Origin of the sequence: Cobetia sp. UIB-001, from assembly GCF_044789135.1 — a bacterium.
Taxonomy (GTDB): domain Bacteria; phylum Pseudomonadota; class Gammaproteobacteria; order Pseudomonadales; family Halomonadaceae; genus Cobetia; species Cobetia amphilecti.
Window position 1 is genome coordinate 2,545,196 of record NZ_CP058244.1, and the last position, 15,500, is coordinate 2,560,695.

The following is a 15,500-nucleotide window of genomic DNA, read 5'->3' on the forward strand; positions in this document are numbered from 1 at the left end:
TTTATCCATTTAACCATATAACCACCTTGTCTTAATTTTAACCAACTATTATTTTAGCCTTTGCACTAGACGCCTAGCACCGTGTAAGGTTTCACGGGCTTCATCAAGTGTATTCCTAGCAGCTTGGTACTCTTTTTTCGAAACTTGTTGCGGTAGCTGATCAAAAGCTATTTGTAGGCCATCAAAATGCACTTTAGCTTCTTTTAAAAACTCGTTAGCCTTAAATAAAGTAATATCGTTTTCTAACTCAAGGGTATATAATTTACGCGCTAAAACAGACGAGTCGCTATCACTGTAATAGGCTGCAATAGCATCATTAATATCATCAAACCAGAGTGCGTGACCATTACGTAAGTAGATGCCTGCTTGACAAAGCTCTTTCAATATGCCGACACCATGCGACACCATGATCAAGCTAGCCTTTCCTACCTTGTCCTTGAATGCTTTTGCAGCCTTGGCTTTAAAAGCTCTATCTCCAACAGCAGTTGCCTCATCTGATAGATAAACGTCATAATCAAATGCTAGTGATAACCCAAAGTTGAGCCTGGAGCGCATACCCGAAGAGTAGGTACGTATCGGCTCATCAAAGGCTGATCCAATCTCCGCAAAATCCTGTACGCTCTCAATAATGCTATTAATATCATACTGAGAGCCATGCATCCGAGCGACAAACTTGACATTTTGGCGCCCTGTCATACTGCTTTGTAAGCCTGCTGCAAGACCAATTGGCCATGAAACTCTTGAGTGCCGAATCACTTTTCCTTTTTGAGGAGTGTCCATACCCGCGATTAAACGCAATAACGTCGACTTACCCGCGCCATTGGCTCCCACTAGCCCTACACTGACACCTGTCGGAATGGTGAGATTGATATCCTTAAGTACCCAGTGATCACCAATCTGATTATAGTGAGAGTAATAATAACGCTTGGAAAGATTCTGGATTTCAATCATTGGCTTTTCAAACGCTCCTTAAATCGTACGTGCATAAGCAAGCCTAGGGCTAAAGCTGACAACGTCCACGCCCAGAAATAAGTCATACTGGTACCATGCACTACCTTATACCCATCAAAGAAGCCATGACGAATATATTCAAGACCATGCACGATTGGGTTGAGCATCAGGTAATCCAACAAGTAATGTGGTAGCTGATTGAGTGGCATTATGACCCCCGAAATGATCAACAATGGTAAGGTAACCATTCTAATAATCTTGGCAACCTCGAGGATTAAAGTGCCCAGTACTGACGTCACCAACCCCAGCCCTAGGCCAAGCAACCACAGTGACATCCAGCCACCGATAGCCTGGAAGCCATTGTCGGGACGGAAGTCCGTACCTAGCATCAAGCCACCGACCATGAACAGCAGGAAAATCGCGGTACGTATCAGGCCGTCTAATATATTACGTACCAGAACTCCATCAATAGGATGCACTTGGCGATAGGCAAACAAAGCCTTGTTGGCATTGATAGCCCCCAAGCCTTGCTGCATTCCTTCCCTGACCAGGAAAAAACCCATCATGCCGACAAGCATCCAAGGGATAAAGGGGGCATTTACTACTAGGCTATCACCGCGAATAAAGCTGCGTATCCCAATCATGATAAGCAAGAAGGCCGCCGGCTCGGCGATCATCCAGAACCAGCCCATGCGGTCAGTCATGGTGCGGCCGATGGCTTCGCGCATGAACATGGCGAACCAGACACTGCGCGTCACAGCCCAGGCGGAGCGGGCCTTGGGCCCGCTCTTCTTGTCGCCAGATGGGCGTTCAGTTGGCGTGTTTATCTCACCGTTCATGTCATCGTTCATGTCACTAGCCATGATCAGAGGTCTATCGCGACTTTGGTGGCGACGGCGACCTGATAGAGAATCTGCGTGATGCTGGTGGCCAGCTGCAGGTTCTTGGTCGGCGGTTCCGGCAGTACCAGAATCTGATCACCCGAGCGCAGCTCGACTTCCTCGGCACGACGCACGGCACCGTTCTGACGTACCACCAGGATCTGGTCTTCATCCGCGTGCTGCGTGAAGCCACCGGCGCTGTTGATATAGTCCATCACCGTCATGCCCTGGGTGTAGACCATGGCCTGAGGCACCACGACTTCGCCACTGATCAGCAGGGAATCACTGATTTCCGGAATGGTGATGACATCGCCATCCTGCAGGCGTACATCGGCGATGTTGCCGTCTTCACGTGCCACGACCAGTCGCCCGGTCGGCTCTTCCTTCTTCGCCTGCTCGACGAACTTCTCGATCATCTCGGCTTCCTGTACACGAAGCTCGGATTCTTCAGTGGTCGAGGAAGACGCGCCGAGATAGGTGGCCTGAAGACGCTTGAGGCTATCCTGCAGTGCCTGCGCCTGCTGTTCCTTGACGCTTTCACGACGGATGGAAACGCTCTGGTAATCGGTCAGTCCTTTCGGCACCCCGACGGCATTGAGCAATTCCCCCAGGTGGGCATCGCGCGGCAGTGCATAACGCGACGGGCCATAGAAGCTGCCTTCCAGCTGCACGACGATGGTCTCGTCACGTTGGTCGGCACTGAACAGCACCTCATCCCCTGCACGCACATCAGCATCACGGAATTCCGTCACCGGCAGATAGCGCGAGATGGGGCCGTCGGGACGTGAGCCACGCAGCAGCACGTGAGAGACACCTGACTTGAGGCGCGCCAGGTTCAGGACGTCTTCGCCACTCAGACGCGAGTCGGTGAGCTCATAGCGATAATCACGCTCGACATCCCCGACCACGCTGATCGCCGGGCCACGCTCCTCGACGACGACGGTATCGCCATCACGGAACTGCGGACGAGCGATCTCGCCATTGATCAGAAAGTCATACAGATCGACCGTATTGATGACGCGGCCATTGCGCTTGATCTTGATCTTGCGGTAGCTGCCCAGTGCCTGATCGATGCCGCCGGCCTGATCGAGGAAATACAGCATGGAATCATTCGGGGTACCGGCGTAGCGGCCCGGATTCTTGACATACCCGGTGACGAAGACGCCCACCGGCTGCACGCCCTGCAGGTTGGTGTAGACGCTGACGTTCTCGGGGTACACCTCTTGAATGGCGCTGCGTACCTTGCCATCCAGCTGGGCATTGGTGGTGCCCTGCACCTTCACCGGACCGATGCCCGGCAGGAAGATGTTGCCCTGCGCATCGACAGGCAGCACGGACTCCATCTCGACCCCACCCCAGACACGCAGGGTGATCTGGTCACCCGGCTTGATGGTGTAGCTGCTGTTGAGGCCATCGGCCATCATGCCGCGGAAGCCACCGGTGAAGAGGTTTTCGCCGAACGGCGGCAGGGAATCAGGGTCGGTCTGCGCACGAGAGGTCAGCGGCCCGTAAGTCCCGCTGCGCCAATCGGCACGCGCCTTGTCTTCTACACTATCCGTCTTTTGCGGGATGCTGGAGGCCTGGTCGTTGCTGGACAGGATGGAACCACTGTCCAGGCCGGCTGCCATGGCAGGGCTGGCGTTCAGGCACGCTACCGCCACCAGGCACCCGGCCCGGAGCAAGAATCTGGAAATTGTCATCGGGCTAGGCCCCTCGTAGTGCAAAGAAAATCGTGCAAAAAATAGTGCAGCGTCGGTCAGGAATGACAGTGCCGGTCACACTAGCCTGCTTCCTGCAATCGTCGTTTCACGCCAAGCCAGGTGCGGGCCTTTCAGCGAGAAGGTGCCGAGAAGTTGCTGAGAAGTTATTGAAAAGCTCCTCAGCGGGCCTCTTCCAGCAGGCCGGTCACCAACCGCTGGGTCACCCAGGTGCCCTCACCGGCCTTGCCGTCGTTGCTGGTACGGCACGCCAGTTCCTTGCTGGGCAGATCACGCTGATTGGAAACCGTCAGCTCACGACAGATACGCCCGCTGGCCGCGAAGTAGCGCTCATGGGCGACCACTTCGACATTGCTGCCCCAGGGGCTGGTCGGCACGGCAATCACGCTGCCGGGGGCCGCGCTGTCGAGAAATGACGAGACATCCGCCGGCAGCGACGCAGCGCCGGTCAGGTTGGCCAGGTTGGTGCTGCCGGCACCGGTGGATTCCGGATAGGAGGTCGCGCAACCGGTGATGGCCAGTGCCAGGCCTGCTACTGCCGCGAGACGCACGACATGCGGCAAGCGCTGTTTGAATCGGGATAAAGTCATATGTGAGTCCTGAAACGGCAAACGCCCCCGCCTTGCGGCGAGGGCTGATCGGCGTGAATGCATCAGCCGATGACGTTGTAGTGCTTGAGCTGATTGACCAGCTTGAGTGCGGTCTGCTCGAGGCTCAGTTCACCCGTGTTGATCTCGATTTCCGGGTTCTCCGGCGCTTCATACGGCGAGCTGATGCCGGTGAAGTCGCTGATCTCACCGGCACGCGCCTTGCGGTACAGGCCCTTGGGATCACGCTCTTCGCAGACGCTGATCGGCGTGTTGACGAAGACTTCGATGAACTCGTCGGTGCCGACCATGTCGCGCACGGTCTGGCGATCAGCCTGGAACGGCGAGATGAAGCTGACCAGGGTGATCATGCCGGCATCGACCATCAGCTTGGCAACTTCGCCGACACGACGGATGTTCTCGGCGCGGTCGTCTTCGCTGAAGCCCAGATCCCCACACAGGCCGTGACGCACGTTGTCGCCGTCCAGCAAGTAGGTGTTGTAGCCCATGGCGAACAGCTGACGCTCCAGCGCATTGGCGGCGGTGGACTTGCCGGCACCGGACAGGCCGGTGAACCAGATGATGCACGGCTTCTGCTTGTTGCGATCGGCGCGGCGCTGCTTCGTGACCGCCATGTCGTGCCACACGATGTTGCTGGCACTCAGGGTCTCCTTGACCATGCCCGCACCGATGGTGATGTTGGACAGGCGGTCAATGAACACGAAGCTGCCGGTATGCGGTGAACGCTGGTAGCTGTCCATGGCCAGCGGCTGGGTCAGTTCGACCTGCACGCGAGCGATGCCGTTGAGCGGGATGTTCTCCGCTTCGTTGCGCGCCATGGTGTTGACGTCGGTCTGGTGGATGATGCGACCGACGCGACCGATGACACTGGACGTGCCGAGCTTGAGCTCGTATTCCTTGCCGACGATCAGCGGGTCCTCATGCATCCACACCACGTCCGCGGTGAAGGCGGTGCACGGTTCCAGGTCGGAATCTTCGGCGACGATCATGTCGCCACGCGAGATATCGATCTCGTCGGTCAGCGTCAGCGTGACGGCCTGACCCGGCCAGGCGATGTCGAGATCGCCATCGAAGGTGACGATACGCTCGACGGTGGAGGTGCTGCCGGAGGGCAGAACCTTGATCTGCTGACCCGGTGAGACGGTACCGGCGGCCAGGGTGCCGCAGTAGCCACGGAAGTTGAGGTTCGGGCGGTTGACGTACTGCACCGGGAAGCGCAGGTCGGTCAGGTTGCTGTCCTCGGTGACATCGACGGTCTCGAGGATGTCCATCAGCGGACGCGCTTCGTAGGCGGCATCGTCGTACCACGGGGTGTGCTCGCTGATGGAGACGACGTTGTCGCCTTCCAGCGCGGACAGCGGCACGAAGCGGATATCCGGGACTTCCAGGTCCTTGGCGAACGCCTTGTAGTCCGCGACGATCTCGTCGAAGCGTTCCTGGGAGTAGTCGACGATATCCATCTTGTTGACCGCGACCACCAGGTGCTGAATGCCCAGCAGCGAGCAGATGTAGCTGTGGCGACGGGTCTGGGTCTGCACGCCATAACGCGCATCGATCAGGATGATCGCCAGGCTCGCGGTGGACGCCCCGGTCGCCATGTTGCGGGTGTACTGCTCGTGCCCCGGGGTATCGGCGATGATGAACTTGCGCTTGTCGGTGGAGAAGTAGCGGTAGGCGACATCGATGGTGATGCCCTGCTCACGCTCGGACTGCAGGCCATCGACCAGCAGCGCCAGATCGACCTTGCCGGTGGTACCGCTCTTCTTGGAATCGCGGGTGATGGCGGCCAGCTGATCTTCATAGATCATCTTGGAGTCGTGAAGCAGGCGACCGATCAGGGTCGACTTGCCGTCATCCACGCTGCCGCAGGTGATGAAACGCAGCAGGTCTTTCTGCTCGTGTTCCTTGAGATAGGCTTCGATATTTTCCGCGATCATCGTCGACTGGTGTGACACTGTCATTCTCCCTGAACGAGGCCTGTCCGGCGCGAGCGTCTTGTGGCGTGCGACGCTTCCAGCGCTGAGGACATCCCTCGTCCTGTCAATTTGTAGAGTCCTGCATGCCTTGAGGCGCGTCATGGCCCTTAGAGGCCAGTTGAAGCAATTTCTGGGGATGAATCCTAGAAATAACCTTCGCGCTTCTTCTTCTCCATCGAGCCTGCCTGGTCGTGATCGATGGCACGACCGGAGCGCTCACTGGTACGCGTCAGCAGCATTTCCTGGATGATTTCCGGCAGGGTCGCGGCGGTGGATTCCACGGCGCCGGTCAGCGGGTAGCAACCCAGGGTACGGAAGCGCACGGACTTCATTTCCGGCACTTCGCCTTCCTTGAGCGGCAGACGGTCGTCGTCGACCATGATGTCGAGGCCGTCACGCTTCACCACCGGACGCACGGCGGAGTAGTAAAGCGGCACGATCTTGATGGACTCGAGATAGATGTACTGCCAGATGTCCAGCTCGGTCCAGTTGGAGAGCGGGAAGACGCGGATGGACTCACCCTTGTTGATCTTGGAGTTGTAGATGTTCCACAGCTCCGGACGCTGATTCTTGGGGTCCCAACGGTGGTACTGATCACGGAAGGAGTAGACACGCTCCTTGGCCCGCGAGGCTTCCTCATCACGACGTGCACCACCGAAGGCAGCATCGAAGCCGTGCTTGTCGAGTGCCTGCTTGAGACTAGCGGTCTTCATGATGTCGGTGTACTTGGCACTGCCGTGATCGAACGGGTTGATGCCCGCCTCGACGCCTTCCTGGTTGATGTGCTCGATCAACTCCATGCCGACTTCCGCGGCCATCTCGTCGCGGAACTTGATCATTTCCTGGAATTTCCAGGTGGTGTTGACGTGCATCAGCGGGAACGGCGGCACGCCCGGCGCAAAGGCCTTGCGCGCCAGGTGCAGCATGACGGCGGAATCCTTGCCGATGGAATACAGCATGACCGGATTGGCAAATTCCGCTGCCACTTCACGGATGATGTGAATGGATTCGGCCTCAAGCTGCTTGAGGTGGGTCTGACGTTCCGGTGTGATGCCGAGCTTGTCGGCCGTAGATGATGCAGTCATTACAGGTTCCTTGAGATCACTCTGCTAGTTGTCCTTATCCTCTTCGCACACGCTGACACACGACACTCGCTGCGAAGAGAACATAGTATCTTTGACACGAGACTGACATCTTCTGGCGTCAGTCCCATGACGCTTGCCTACCCTCTGTCTAGCGCCTGGTTCATGCCCAGGGAGCGGCCGGCTTGGCACAGACGATGAAATAGGGGTTGAGCACGCTGTCATGCTGGTTGTAGCGCAGCGCCTGACGGGTCTCGGCATTCAGCACCTGACCACCCGCGGCTTCGACCACCGCATGCGCGGCACCGGTATCCCATTCACAGGTCGGGCCGAGGCGTGGGTAGAGATCTGCCGCCCCTTCCGCCACCAGGCACAGCTTCAGTGAGCTGCCCATGGCGACGATATCGCAGGCAGCGAAGTCGGCGACGAACGCCTTGAATTCTTCGCTCTGGTGAGAGCGGCTCCCGACGATGCGCCAGCTGTCGGTGCTGCTCGGCACGTCACTGACGGCGATGGCCTGACGCTCACCCTCGCCAACCTGCTTCTCGGCGATGGCGGCCTGGCCTTCGCCCTGCTGGGCACCGACGTAGAGCGTCTCGATGGCCGGCGCATAGACGACGCCCATGGTCGGCACGCCCTGCTCGATCAGCGCGATGTTGACGGTGAATTCGCCATTGCGCTTGATGAATTCCTTGGTGCCATCCAGCGGATCGACCAGCCAGTAACGCGTCCAGTCACTGCGCACGTCCCAGCTGATGTCCGCGTCTTCCTCGGACAGGATCGGCGTGGCGCCGAATTCGGCGTCCATGGCCTTCAGACCGTCGACGATGACGGCGTGCGCTGCACGGTCTGCCGTGGTCAGCGGGGAATCATCCGACTTCATGTCGACCGTGAAGTCACCGCTCTCGTAGATCACCATGATGGCAGCGCCCGCCTTGCGAGCAATGGCCTCCAACGCATTCAACATGGCGCGTGTCGTGCTGTCGGTCGTGCTCACTGTCGTATCCGTCATGTGCCTTCCTGTCAGTGTGAATTCGCCAGCCAGGCTGGCGATGTAAAAGGGGAACGCTCGCCAGCGGCTGCCAGACGAAGCAGAGCATGGCTCAGCCCGTAAAGGGCCAGATCAGCGGAATCAGAGTGACCGATGTGACGCCGACGATGAGGCTCATCGGCAAACCGACCTTCATGTAATCGGACACCTTGTAGCCCCCCGGGCCCATCACCATCAGGTTGGTCTGATAGCCCAGCGGGGTGAGAAAACTGGCCGAGGCCGCGAACATGATGGCAATCGCATAGGGCATCAATGAGACCCCCAGCTGCTCGCTGACCGCCATGGCGATCGGAAACATCAACACGGCGGCGGCGTTGTTGGTGATGATCTCGGTAAATAGTGTCGTGGTGAGATAGACGAGTGCCAGCATCAAAAGCGGCGAGCCGCCGCCCAGCTGCATGAGCTGGTCCGCCACCATCTGGGCCGCACCACTGTCGGTCATCGCCTGTCCCAGCCCCAGGGCAGCGGCAATGACGACCAGCACGCTGCCATCGATGCTGGCGCGCGCCTGCGAGGCCGGGAGGCAGCCGGTGAAGACCATCAGAATGGCGGCCGCCACCGCCGCCTCGACCAGCTCGGCCATGCCCGCCAGGTGCGTGATGATCATCAGACTCATGATGGCAAGTGCAATGGGCGCCTTGGTGAGGTTGGGCATGCCATTGCCATCCAGCGTACTGACCAGCAGGAATTCGCGGTTATAGCGATGCAGGCGCGTGAAATCGGCAGCGGCTTCCAGCAACAAGGTGTCACCGGGGCGCAGCACGATGTCACCGACCTTGCTGTTGATGCGCTCACCATCGCGTGACACGGCGAGAATCACGGATTGATAGCGAGTACGAAAGCGCGCTTCACGCACGTTCATGCCGACGACGGGGGAGCTAGGGGCGATGACGGCCTCGACCATGCGGCGCTGGTGATGATCCAGGTCCAGGCCTGCGGCGTCGCTCTCCAGCCCGCGGAACACACGCACTTCATGCGCGGTGTCCGCGACACCGACAAAGATGAGGCGATCACCGGACTGGAGGATGGTGTCTGGGCCGACCATGGACAGCAGCTTGCCGGAACGTTCGATCTCGGCCAGATAGCCGAATTGAAGACTGCGCAGGCCCGCCTCTTCGATACTCTTGTCGTGCAGCGGCCCCTTGTCGGCCACTCGCATGGCCACGGAATACTCGCGCCCATTGCCGAGCTGTTCGACCAGCCCCTTGCGCTGGGGCAGGAAACGCCAGCCGATCAGTACCATCCACAGGGTGCCGATGATCAGCACAGGCACGCCCAGTGCAGAGATATCAAAGATGCCGAGCCCGGGTAGATTGGCCTGGGACTGCAGCAGGCCGTCGACGACCAGATTGGTACTGGTGCCGATCAGGGTGCACGTGCCGCCGAGAATGGCGGCATAGCTCATGGGCATCAGCAGACGCGAAGGCGAGATCTTCATGCGCGCGCACCAGCCCTGAACCAGGCCAATGAAGAGTGCGACGACGGGGGTGTTGTTCAAAAAGGCGCTGAGCAGCGAGGTGATCGGCATCAGGCGTGCCAGTGCAGAAGAAGGCGAGCTGGGGCGCCCGAGCAGACGTTCGAGCATCCAGCGCAGCGCCCCGGTTTCCTGCACGCCGGCGGCGACCACGAAAAGCGCGCCGATGGTCATTATGCCCGGATTGGCGAACCCGGCCAGGAAGGTCGCCGGAGAAATGACGCCCAGCAGTATCAACGACACGGCAGCGGCCATCATCAGCCACTCCGCCGGCCAACGATTCCAGACAAGCCCTGCCAACACTCCTACCGTCACCACCAGGGTGACAAAAGCATCCATGTGCTGCGCGATTTCCATCTACTAGCGTTCCCTTGGCGTCCTGCCGCTTCTTCTGGTCAAGCCCTGCGCTTCACGTTCATATGAAGCTCAAGCATTAATGAAAATGCATCGCAGAGCGTGGCACTTTAGCAGCAAAGCTATTACTGCTGAAGCATGCAGTGAAAAAGCTGACAAACAAAATAAAGCACAGGTTAATCATTTGCCTGCTACCAATATCGCGAGCAAAGACTTGATTGAATTCGTTCGTCACTTTGCGTACTTTCCCTATTTGCGGACTCTGAGTCAACGGTCTCACACGACAGTCTCACCAGGCGTGCTGAGCATCACGAGTAAGCAGTCACTTTTCTTATCTGAAACGGACACCCTGCATGCTGAAGGCGGCAATGAACCAAGGATGGGAGCTTCTCATGCGTGCTCTGCCATGCGCCTCTCACGCTCGGCATGAATCAGCAGATGTCACGAATGACGCGACCTCTGGGGCATCGCTCTGTTTTTCTTCAGGTATTTATCGCCAACCACTTCTTGCTTGCTTCATTCCCGAGTTGCTGCCACTGACAAGAGGGCGTACACCCCTTTCGTGTCAGAACAATGACAACTCGCTCACCTTCAAGAATTTATCTTTCGCTGCCAGGCGACGTGCCCCGACAGGTACACTGAGCAAAAAAAATGTAGGAAAAGAACAACAACCGGCAGCGAGCGAGGCTGATTCTTTGCCAGAACTCGGGGCATCGAAAGGGATAAATACTGCGCCAGAATTCGCGGGCCAGAAATCCTCGACAAACATCATGCGTATCGTCGGTTGGGGACATAAACCCACGGCGAAACGTGCGCGCCAATATGCGCTTGAACATGGATTGCCCTACGTCGCATTGGAGGATGGTTTCCTGCGTTCTCTGACCCTGGCAAGCGCCGGTTACCCTGGCATGGCGATGGTGGTCGATCATCAGGGCATCTATTACGATGCGCGCCAACCGAGCGATCTCGAGCAACTGATCAATGAAGCGCCGACGCGTCAGGGTGAGGTGTTGCTGGCGCGCGCGCGCGCGGCTCTCGAAAGCCTGCGCATGCATCGCTTGAGCAAGTACAACCATGCACCAGAGCGCAAGCTGCCAACCCGAAGGCCTGGCATGCAGCGACTTCTCATCGTGGATCAGACCGCCGAGGATGCGTCTGTCATTGGCGGCATGGCCAGCCCGGAGACTTTCCTTGCCATGCTGAGGGAGGCCTGCGCCATCGAGGGAGCCGAGGTTTGGGTCAAGGTGCATCCGGATGTGATCGCTGGCAAGAAGCGCGGCTATCTGCTGGAGGAGGCACGCAAGCTTGGCTGCACGCTGCTGAGTGACGACATCAACCCCTGGTGCCTGTTCGAACAGGTCGATGGCGTCCATGTCGTGACCAGCCAGCTTGGGTTCGAGGCCCTGATGGCAGGCCTGCCGGTGACCTGCCACGGCATGCCGTTCTATGCCGGCTGGGGCCTGACGGATGATCGGCAGCAATGTCCGCGCCGAGGCCAGTCACGCACGCTTGAGCAGGTGTTTGCCGCGGCCTATCTCGAATACAGCCGCTATGCCAACCCCTATACCCAGCAGGCCGCGACGCTCGAAGAGATCATTCAACTGCTTGCAGACCAGAAGCGAATGGCTACCAGGCTGGCAGGACACTGGATAGCGCCGGGGTACTCGCGCTGGAAGCGTAATTTCCTGCCCGGCTTCCTGGGGCCCTTGGCGCACTGCGACTTCGTCAAAAGCGATGCCATCGCACTGCAAAAGCTGCAAAAGACAGCTGGTGTCACCATCGCGCATGATCCGCAAGCGTTGTCACAGCGCGAACAACAGTCCCCGCACCCTACCCGGGTGCTGAGCTGGGCGAGCCGAACCACAGCAGAGCTGGAAGCCTCCGTCATTGCACAAGGGGGCGCTCTGTGGCGAATCGAGGACGGTTTCTTGCGCTCAGTCGGCCTGGGGGTGGATCTCACGCGGCCACTTTCGCTGATCCTCGACCCGCTCGGCATGCATTTTGACGCCAGTCGCTCAAGCACACTGGAGCACTGGTTGATGCATCATGATTTCACCGATGCCGAGTTAGGCCGCGCACGCCAATTACGCGAGCGCCTGATCACGTTGGGACTGAGCAAGTACAATTCGGAAGGTGATGAATTGCCGGACCTTCGCGAAATGGCCAAGGGCCGTGACGTGATATTGGTCGTCGGCCAGGTGGAGTCAGATGCCTCGATACGCCATGCGTGCCCCGGGATACGCACCAATCAGGCTCTGCTTGAGGCGGCGCGGAAATTGCACCCTGAAAGCTACGTGATCTATAAACCGCATCCCGACGTTGTCACAGGGGGGCGTAGTGGCGAGGTGGCGACTGAAGGCGGGACGTACGATCTCGAATTGACCACCGGCAATATCAGTCGGTTATTTGAGCAGGTGGATCATGTACACACACTCTGCTCGCTCGCGGGCTTTGAAGCCCTGATACGAGGTGTGCCCGTCACGACCCATGGCCTGCCCTTCTATGCTGGCTGGGGGCTGACTCATGACCTTGTCGAGTGTCCAGGACGAACTCGGCACTTGAGTGTGGATGCCCTGGTGGCTGGCGCTCTGATCGAGTATCCCGTGTATGTGGCCCCTGAGCACGGTCACTTATGCAATGCCGAGACAGTCGTCACGATCCTGGAACAACAACGTGACAAGCTTCGCAGAGGTACCTTGAAGCCTGCATTGCCTTGGAAAACCCGTCTTTATCGAGGCTATCGCGCCTTATTCATCGGGAAGCATTGAATCATGTTACATGGACGTCTGGCATTGCCTTTCACCGCTTCAGCTTCCGCACTCATGCCCGCGGACGCTCGCGCGCAAGAGAGCCTTGGGGAACAAGGCCTCTCACCGGCAACCTCCGTGGCTAGCGCGATCGAAAAACTGCGCCAGCTCAAGATGTCGGATGATGCCGTCCTGACACGCCCGCCAGTCCAGCCCGGCGTCTCGCGCGGTGCTGAATTGCACACTCCGAGGCAGCCACCCTCTGCTCACATTCGACCGGGCGGCGGCCGCCGGCGCGTCTTCATGTTGCTGCAGGGGGTGTGCTCGCCCTTCTTCCTGCAGCTGGCGAAAAAGCTCAAGCAGGATGGCCATGAGGTCATCAAGGTCAACTTCAACAGCGGCGACAGCTTCTACTGGCGCCACGACAAGGCGTATGCCTATCGCGGCAAGCTCGAGGACCTTGGGGATTGGATCGCCGAACTCTGGCGCAAGCATCACGTGACCGATCAGGTGCTGTTCGGCGACCGACGCCCGGTACATCGTGATGCCGTGCTCAAGGCGGAATATCTCGGCATCCGTACCCACGTGTTCGAGGAGGGCTACTTCCGCCCTTACTGGGTGACACTGGAGCGCGAAGGCGTCAATGGCCACTCCCTGCTGCCACGCGACCCTGACTGGTTCCGTGAGGCAGGCAAACACCTCGAAGATGCCCCCACGCCGCAGCGTTTCAATGCACCTTTCAGTGAGCGTGCGCGCCATGACATCACCTACCACCTGGCGGGCGCGGCCAATCCGCTACTGTTCCCGCGCTACCGGCCGCACAGCATTCACGCCGTGCAGGAATACGCGGGCTATGCGACACGACTGCCCTTGATGCGCTGGTACAAACGGCGTGACGCCAAGCGTATCGATCAGCTGATGGGCAGTGGCGCGCCCTACTACATGCTGCCGCTGCAGCTGAATACCGATGCCCAGATACGCCACCACTCGCGCTTCGCCAACATGCAGGAAGTCATCCAGCGAGTGATGAAGAGCTTCGCCCTGAATGCGCCACGCGGTGCCCGCCTGGTGATCAAGAACCACCCCCTCGACATGGGGCTGGTGGATTACCCGGGGCTGATTCGCTCATTGGAGCGCCGCTACGATCTGATCGGGCGTATCGTCTATCTGGAGAGCGGCAATCTGGAGAAGCTGCTGCAGCAGGCCAAGGGCATGATCACGGTCAACAGCACGACCGGCAACGTGGCGCTGCAGTATCGCTGCCCGACCTTCTGCATGGGTGACCCGATCTTCAACTTGCCGGGCCTGACCTTCCAGGGTTCGCTGCATGATTTCTGGACCCAGGGTCAGCGCCCCGACACGACGCTCTTCCGACATTTCCGCAATACGGTGATTCATACCGTGCAGCTCAATGGCGGCTTCTACTGCAAGCCGGGCATGCAACTCGCCGTGTTGGGCGCCTCCAAGATACTGTGCGCCGAACGCTCGCCGCTGGAGAACATGTTGAGCCGCTGCTGAACAGGCAAAAAGACTGCTGGACCACGCAACAACGGTGAGACACGCCAATGATGGCAGCCTCTCTCACCCGACCATAACGAGAAACGCAAGGGAACTGCCGACCTTCGGTGTCGGGATTCAAGGAGACCAAAGATGACGGCCATGCCCCCCCAGCAGCCAGAGCCTACCGACGCTGAACGCGCCGCTGGCACTCACCGAGCGGATAGTCGACCTGCAGAGAGCGACGCCAGTGCGAAAGCCACGCAGGATGCCAGCCGCCTGCGGCGCGTCCTGATCACCGGTGCCACGGGCGAGATAGGCGGCGCCCTGGCGCGCGCCTATGCCGAGACGGGCACCACGCTGATCCTCACCGGCCGCAAGCAGCGCAAGCTCGATGCGATCGCCAACGACTGCCGCAAGCTGGGCGCCGAGGTGGAATGCACGGTACTCAATCTGTGTGATGAAGAGACCCTGTTCACCTGGCTGGATGAAGTCTGCGCGCGCGGCGTGCCGGACATCGCCATCGCCAATGCCGGCATGAACACCGATATCGGCCCCCAGGGCAACGGAGAGCGCTGGGAGGATTCACGCCGCCTGCTGCAGACCAACGTGATCGGCACGCTGGGCATGGCCCATCATCTGGCCATGGCGATGAAGCAGCGCGGCAGTGGTCAGCTGGTACTGCTCAGCTCCCTCGCGGCGTGGCATGGCCTGGCATTGACGCCCAGCTACAGCGGCAGCAAGGCGGCGGTCAAGGCGTATGGCGAAGGCCTGCGCAGCTGGCTCAAACCCCATGGCGTAGGGGTCACCGTCGTCATGCCCGGCTATGTCACCTCACCGATGTGTGAGGCCATGCCAGGGCCCAAACCCTTCGAGATGCCACCCGAGAAGGCCGCACGCCGCATTCTCAAGGGTGCAGCGCGTAACCGGGCGCGTATCAGCTTCCCCTTCCCGCTCAACTTCGGGTGCTGGTGGTTGAGTGTCCTGCCCGCCGGAATCTCCCAGCGCCTGCTCGGGTGGTTCAATTACACTCATTGATCGGGGCTTGCGTCTTCGTGAGCCTGAGCCGTGAACCGTGAGCCGGCCCGCCATGAGCAGCAGGCGATGACTCAGCGTTTTTCCATTGTCATGACAGTGAGTTAGCGTAATACCCTAGCACCT

Annotated in this window: 11 protein-coding genes; 3 read left to right on the top strand and 8 right to left on the bottom strand. The window is 59.1% G+C overall.

What is annotated here, in order from left to right; genetic code table 11:
- Positions 1-48 precede the first annotated feature (48 nt).
- The 8 genes from HA399_RS10595 to HA399_RS10630 all read right to left on the bottom strand — a co-directional run bounded on the left by HA399_RS10595 (position 49) and on the right by HA399_RS10630 (position 10,080).
- The gene (locus HA399_RS10595) at positions 49-951 is read right to left on the bottom strand and encodes an ABC transporter ATP-binding protein (protein ID WP_404324930.1); all 903 of its coding nucleotides are present in this window, start codon (positions 949-951) and stop codon (positions 49-51) included.
- Positions 948-1,802, bottom strand: coding sequence for an ABC transporter permease (locus HA399_RS10600; protein ID WP_404324931.1), 855 nt, complete (start codon positions 1,800-1,802; stop codon positions 948-950). The genes HA399_RS10595 and HA399_RS10600 overlap by 4 nt, the downstream gene beginning before the upstream one ends.
- Positions 1,803-1,816: 14 nt before the next feature.
- Positions 1,817-3,460: a polysaccharide biosynthesis/export family protein gene (locus tag HA399_RS10605; RefSeq protein WP_404324932.1), complete on the bottom strand. Its 1,644-nt coding sequence runs from the start codon at positions 3,458-3,460 to the stop codon at positions 1,817-1,819.
- Positions 3,461-3,711: 251 nt separating this feature from the next.
- The gene (locus tag HA399_RS10610; RefSeq protein ID WP_192839359.1) at positions 3,712-4,140 is read right to left on the bottom strand and encodes a DVU3141 family protein; all 429 of its coding nucleotides are present in this window, start codon (positions 4,138-4,140) and stop codon (positions 3,712-3,714) included.
- Between the two features lie 62 nt (positions 4,141-4,202).
- Complete coding sequence (cysN, locus tag HA399_RS10615) at positions 4,203-6,119, bottom strand: sulfate adenylyltransferase subunit CysN (RefSeq protein WP_404324933.1); 1,917 nt, start codon at positions 6,117-6,119, stop codon at positions 4,203-4,205.
- Positions 6,120-6,277: 158 nt separating this feature from the next.
- Entirely contained in the window at positions 6,278-7,219 is a 942-nt protein-coding gene (cysD, locus tag HA399_RS10620) for a sulfate adenylyltransferase subunit CysD (RefSeq protein ID WP_404324934.1), read from the bottom strand.
- A gap of 160 nt (positions 7,220-7,379) precedes the next feature.
- Complete coding sequence (cysQ, locus tag HA399_RS10625) at positions 7,380-8,228, bottom strand: 3'(2'),5'-bisphosphate nucleotidase CysQ (protein ID WP_404324935.1); 849 nt, start codon at positions 8,226-8,228, stop codon at positions 7,380-7,382.
- A 91-nt stretch (positions 8,229-8,319) separates the two neighbouring features.
- Positions 8,320-10,080 (bottom strand): SLC13 family permease, encoded by a 1,761-nt coding sequence (locus HA399_RS10630; protein WP_131433033.1) that lies wholly within the window; start codon positions 10,078-10,080, stop codon positions 8,320-8,322.
- A gap of 368 nt (positions 10,081-10,448) precedes the next feature.
- Between HA399_RS10630 and HA399_RS10635 the strand changes: the two genes are divergently transcribed.
- From HA399_RS10635 to HA399_RS10645, 3 genes are all read left to right on the top strand, one after another.
- Positions 10,449-12,863: a capsular polysaccharide biosynthesis protein gene (locus HA399_RS10635; RefSeq protein WP_404324936.1), complete on the top strand. Its 2,415-nt coding sequence runs from the start codon at positions 10,449-10,451 to the stop codon at positions 12,861-12,863.
- Between the two features lie 282 nt (positions 12,864-13,145).
- A complete protein-coding gene (locus tag HA399_RS10640) occupies positions 13,146-14,360 on the top strand; it encodes a capsule biosynthesis protein (protein ID WP_404324937.1) in 1,215 nt (404 codons plus the stop codon).
- Positions 14,361-14,492: 132 nt separating this feature from the next.
- Positions 14,493-15,377: an SDR family oxidoreductase gene (locus tag HA399_RS10645; protein ID WP_279833003.1), complete on the top strand. Its 885-nt coding sequence runs from the start codon at positions 14,493-14,495 to the stop codon at positions 15,375-15,377.
- Positions 15,378-15,500: the final 123 nt, after the last annotated feature.

What these genes read in the sequence shown, in the direction of transcription:
- HA399_RS10595 (WP_404324930.1), bottom strand. Translation starts at nt 951, where the DNA reads ATGATTGAAATCCAGAATCTTTCCAAGCGTTATTATTACTCTCACTAT.
- HA399_RS10600 (WP_404324931.1), bottom strand. Translation starts at nt 1,802, where the DNA reads ATGAACGATGACATGAACGGTGAGATAAACACGCCAACTGAACGCCCA.
- HA399_RS10605 (WP_404324932.1), bottom strand. Translation starts at nt 3,460, where the DNA reads ATGGCAGCCGGCCTGGACAGTGGTTCCATCCTGTCCAGCAACGACCAG.
- HA399_RS10610 (WP_192839359.1), bottom strand. Translation starts at nt 4,140, where the DNA reads ATGACTTTATCCCGATTCAAACAGCGCTTGCCGCATGTCGTGCGTCTC.
- cysN (WP_404324933.1), bottom strand. Translation starts at nt 6,119, where the DNA reads ATGACAGTGTCACACCAGTCGACGATGATCGCGGAAAATATCGAAGCC.
- cysD (WP_404324934.1), bottom strand. Translation starts at nt 7,219, where the DNA reads ATGACTGCATCATCTACGGCCGACAAGCTCGGCATCACACCGGAACGT.
- cysQ (WP_404324935.1), bottom strand. Translation starts at nt 8,228, where the DNA reads ATGACGGATACGACAGTGAGCACGACCGACAGCACGACACGCGCCATG.
- HA399_RS10630 (WP_131433033.1), bottom strand. Translation starts at nt 10,080, where the DNA reads ATGGATGCTTTTGTCACCCTGGTGGTGACGGTAGGAGTGTTGGCAGGG.
- HA399_RS10635 (WP_404324936.1), top strand. Translation starts at nt 10,449, where the DNA reads ATGCTGAAGGCGGCAATGAACCAAGGATGGGAGCTTCTCATGCGTGCT.
- HA399_RS10640 (WP_404324937.1), top strand. Translation starts at nt 13,146, where the DNA reads ATGTTGCTGCAGGGGGTGTGCTCGCCCTTCTTCCTGCAGCTGGCGAAA.
- HA399_RS10645 (WP_279833003.1), top strand. Translation starts at nt 14,493, where the DNA reads ATGACGGCCATGCCCCCCCAGCAGCCAGAGCCTACCGACGCTGAACGC.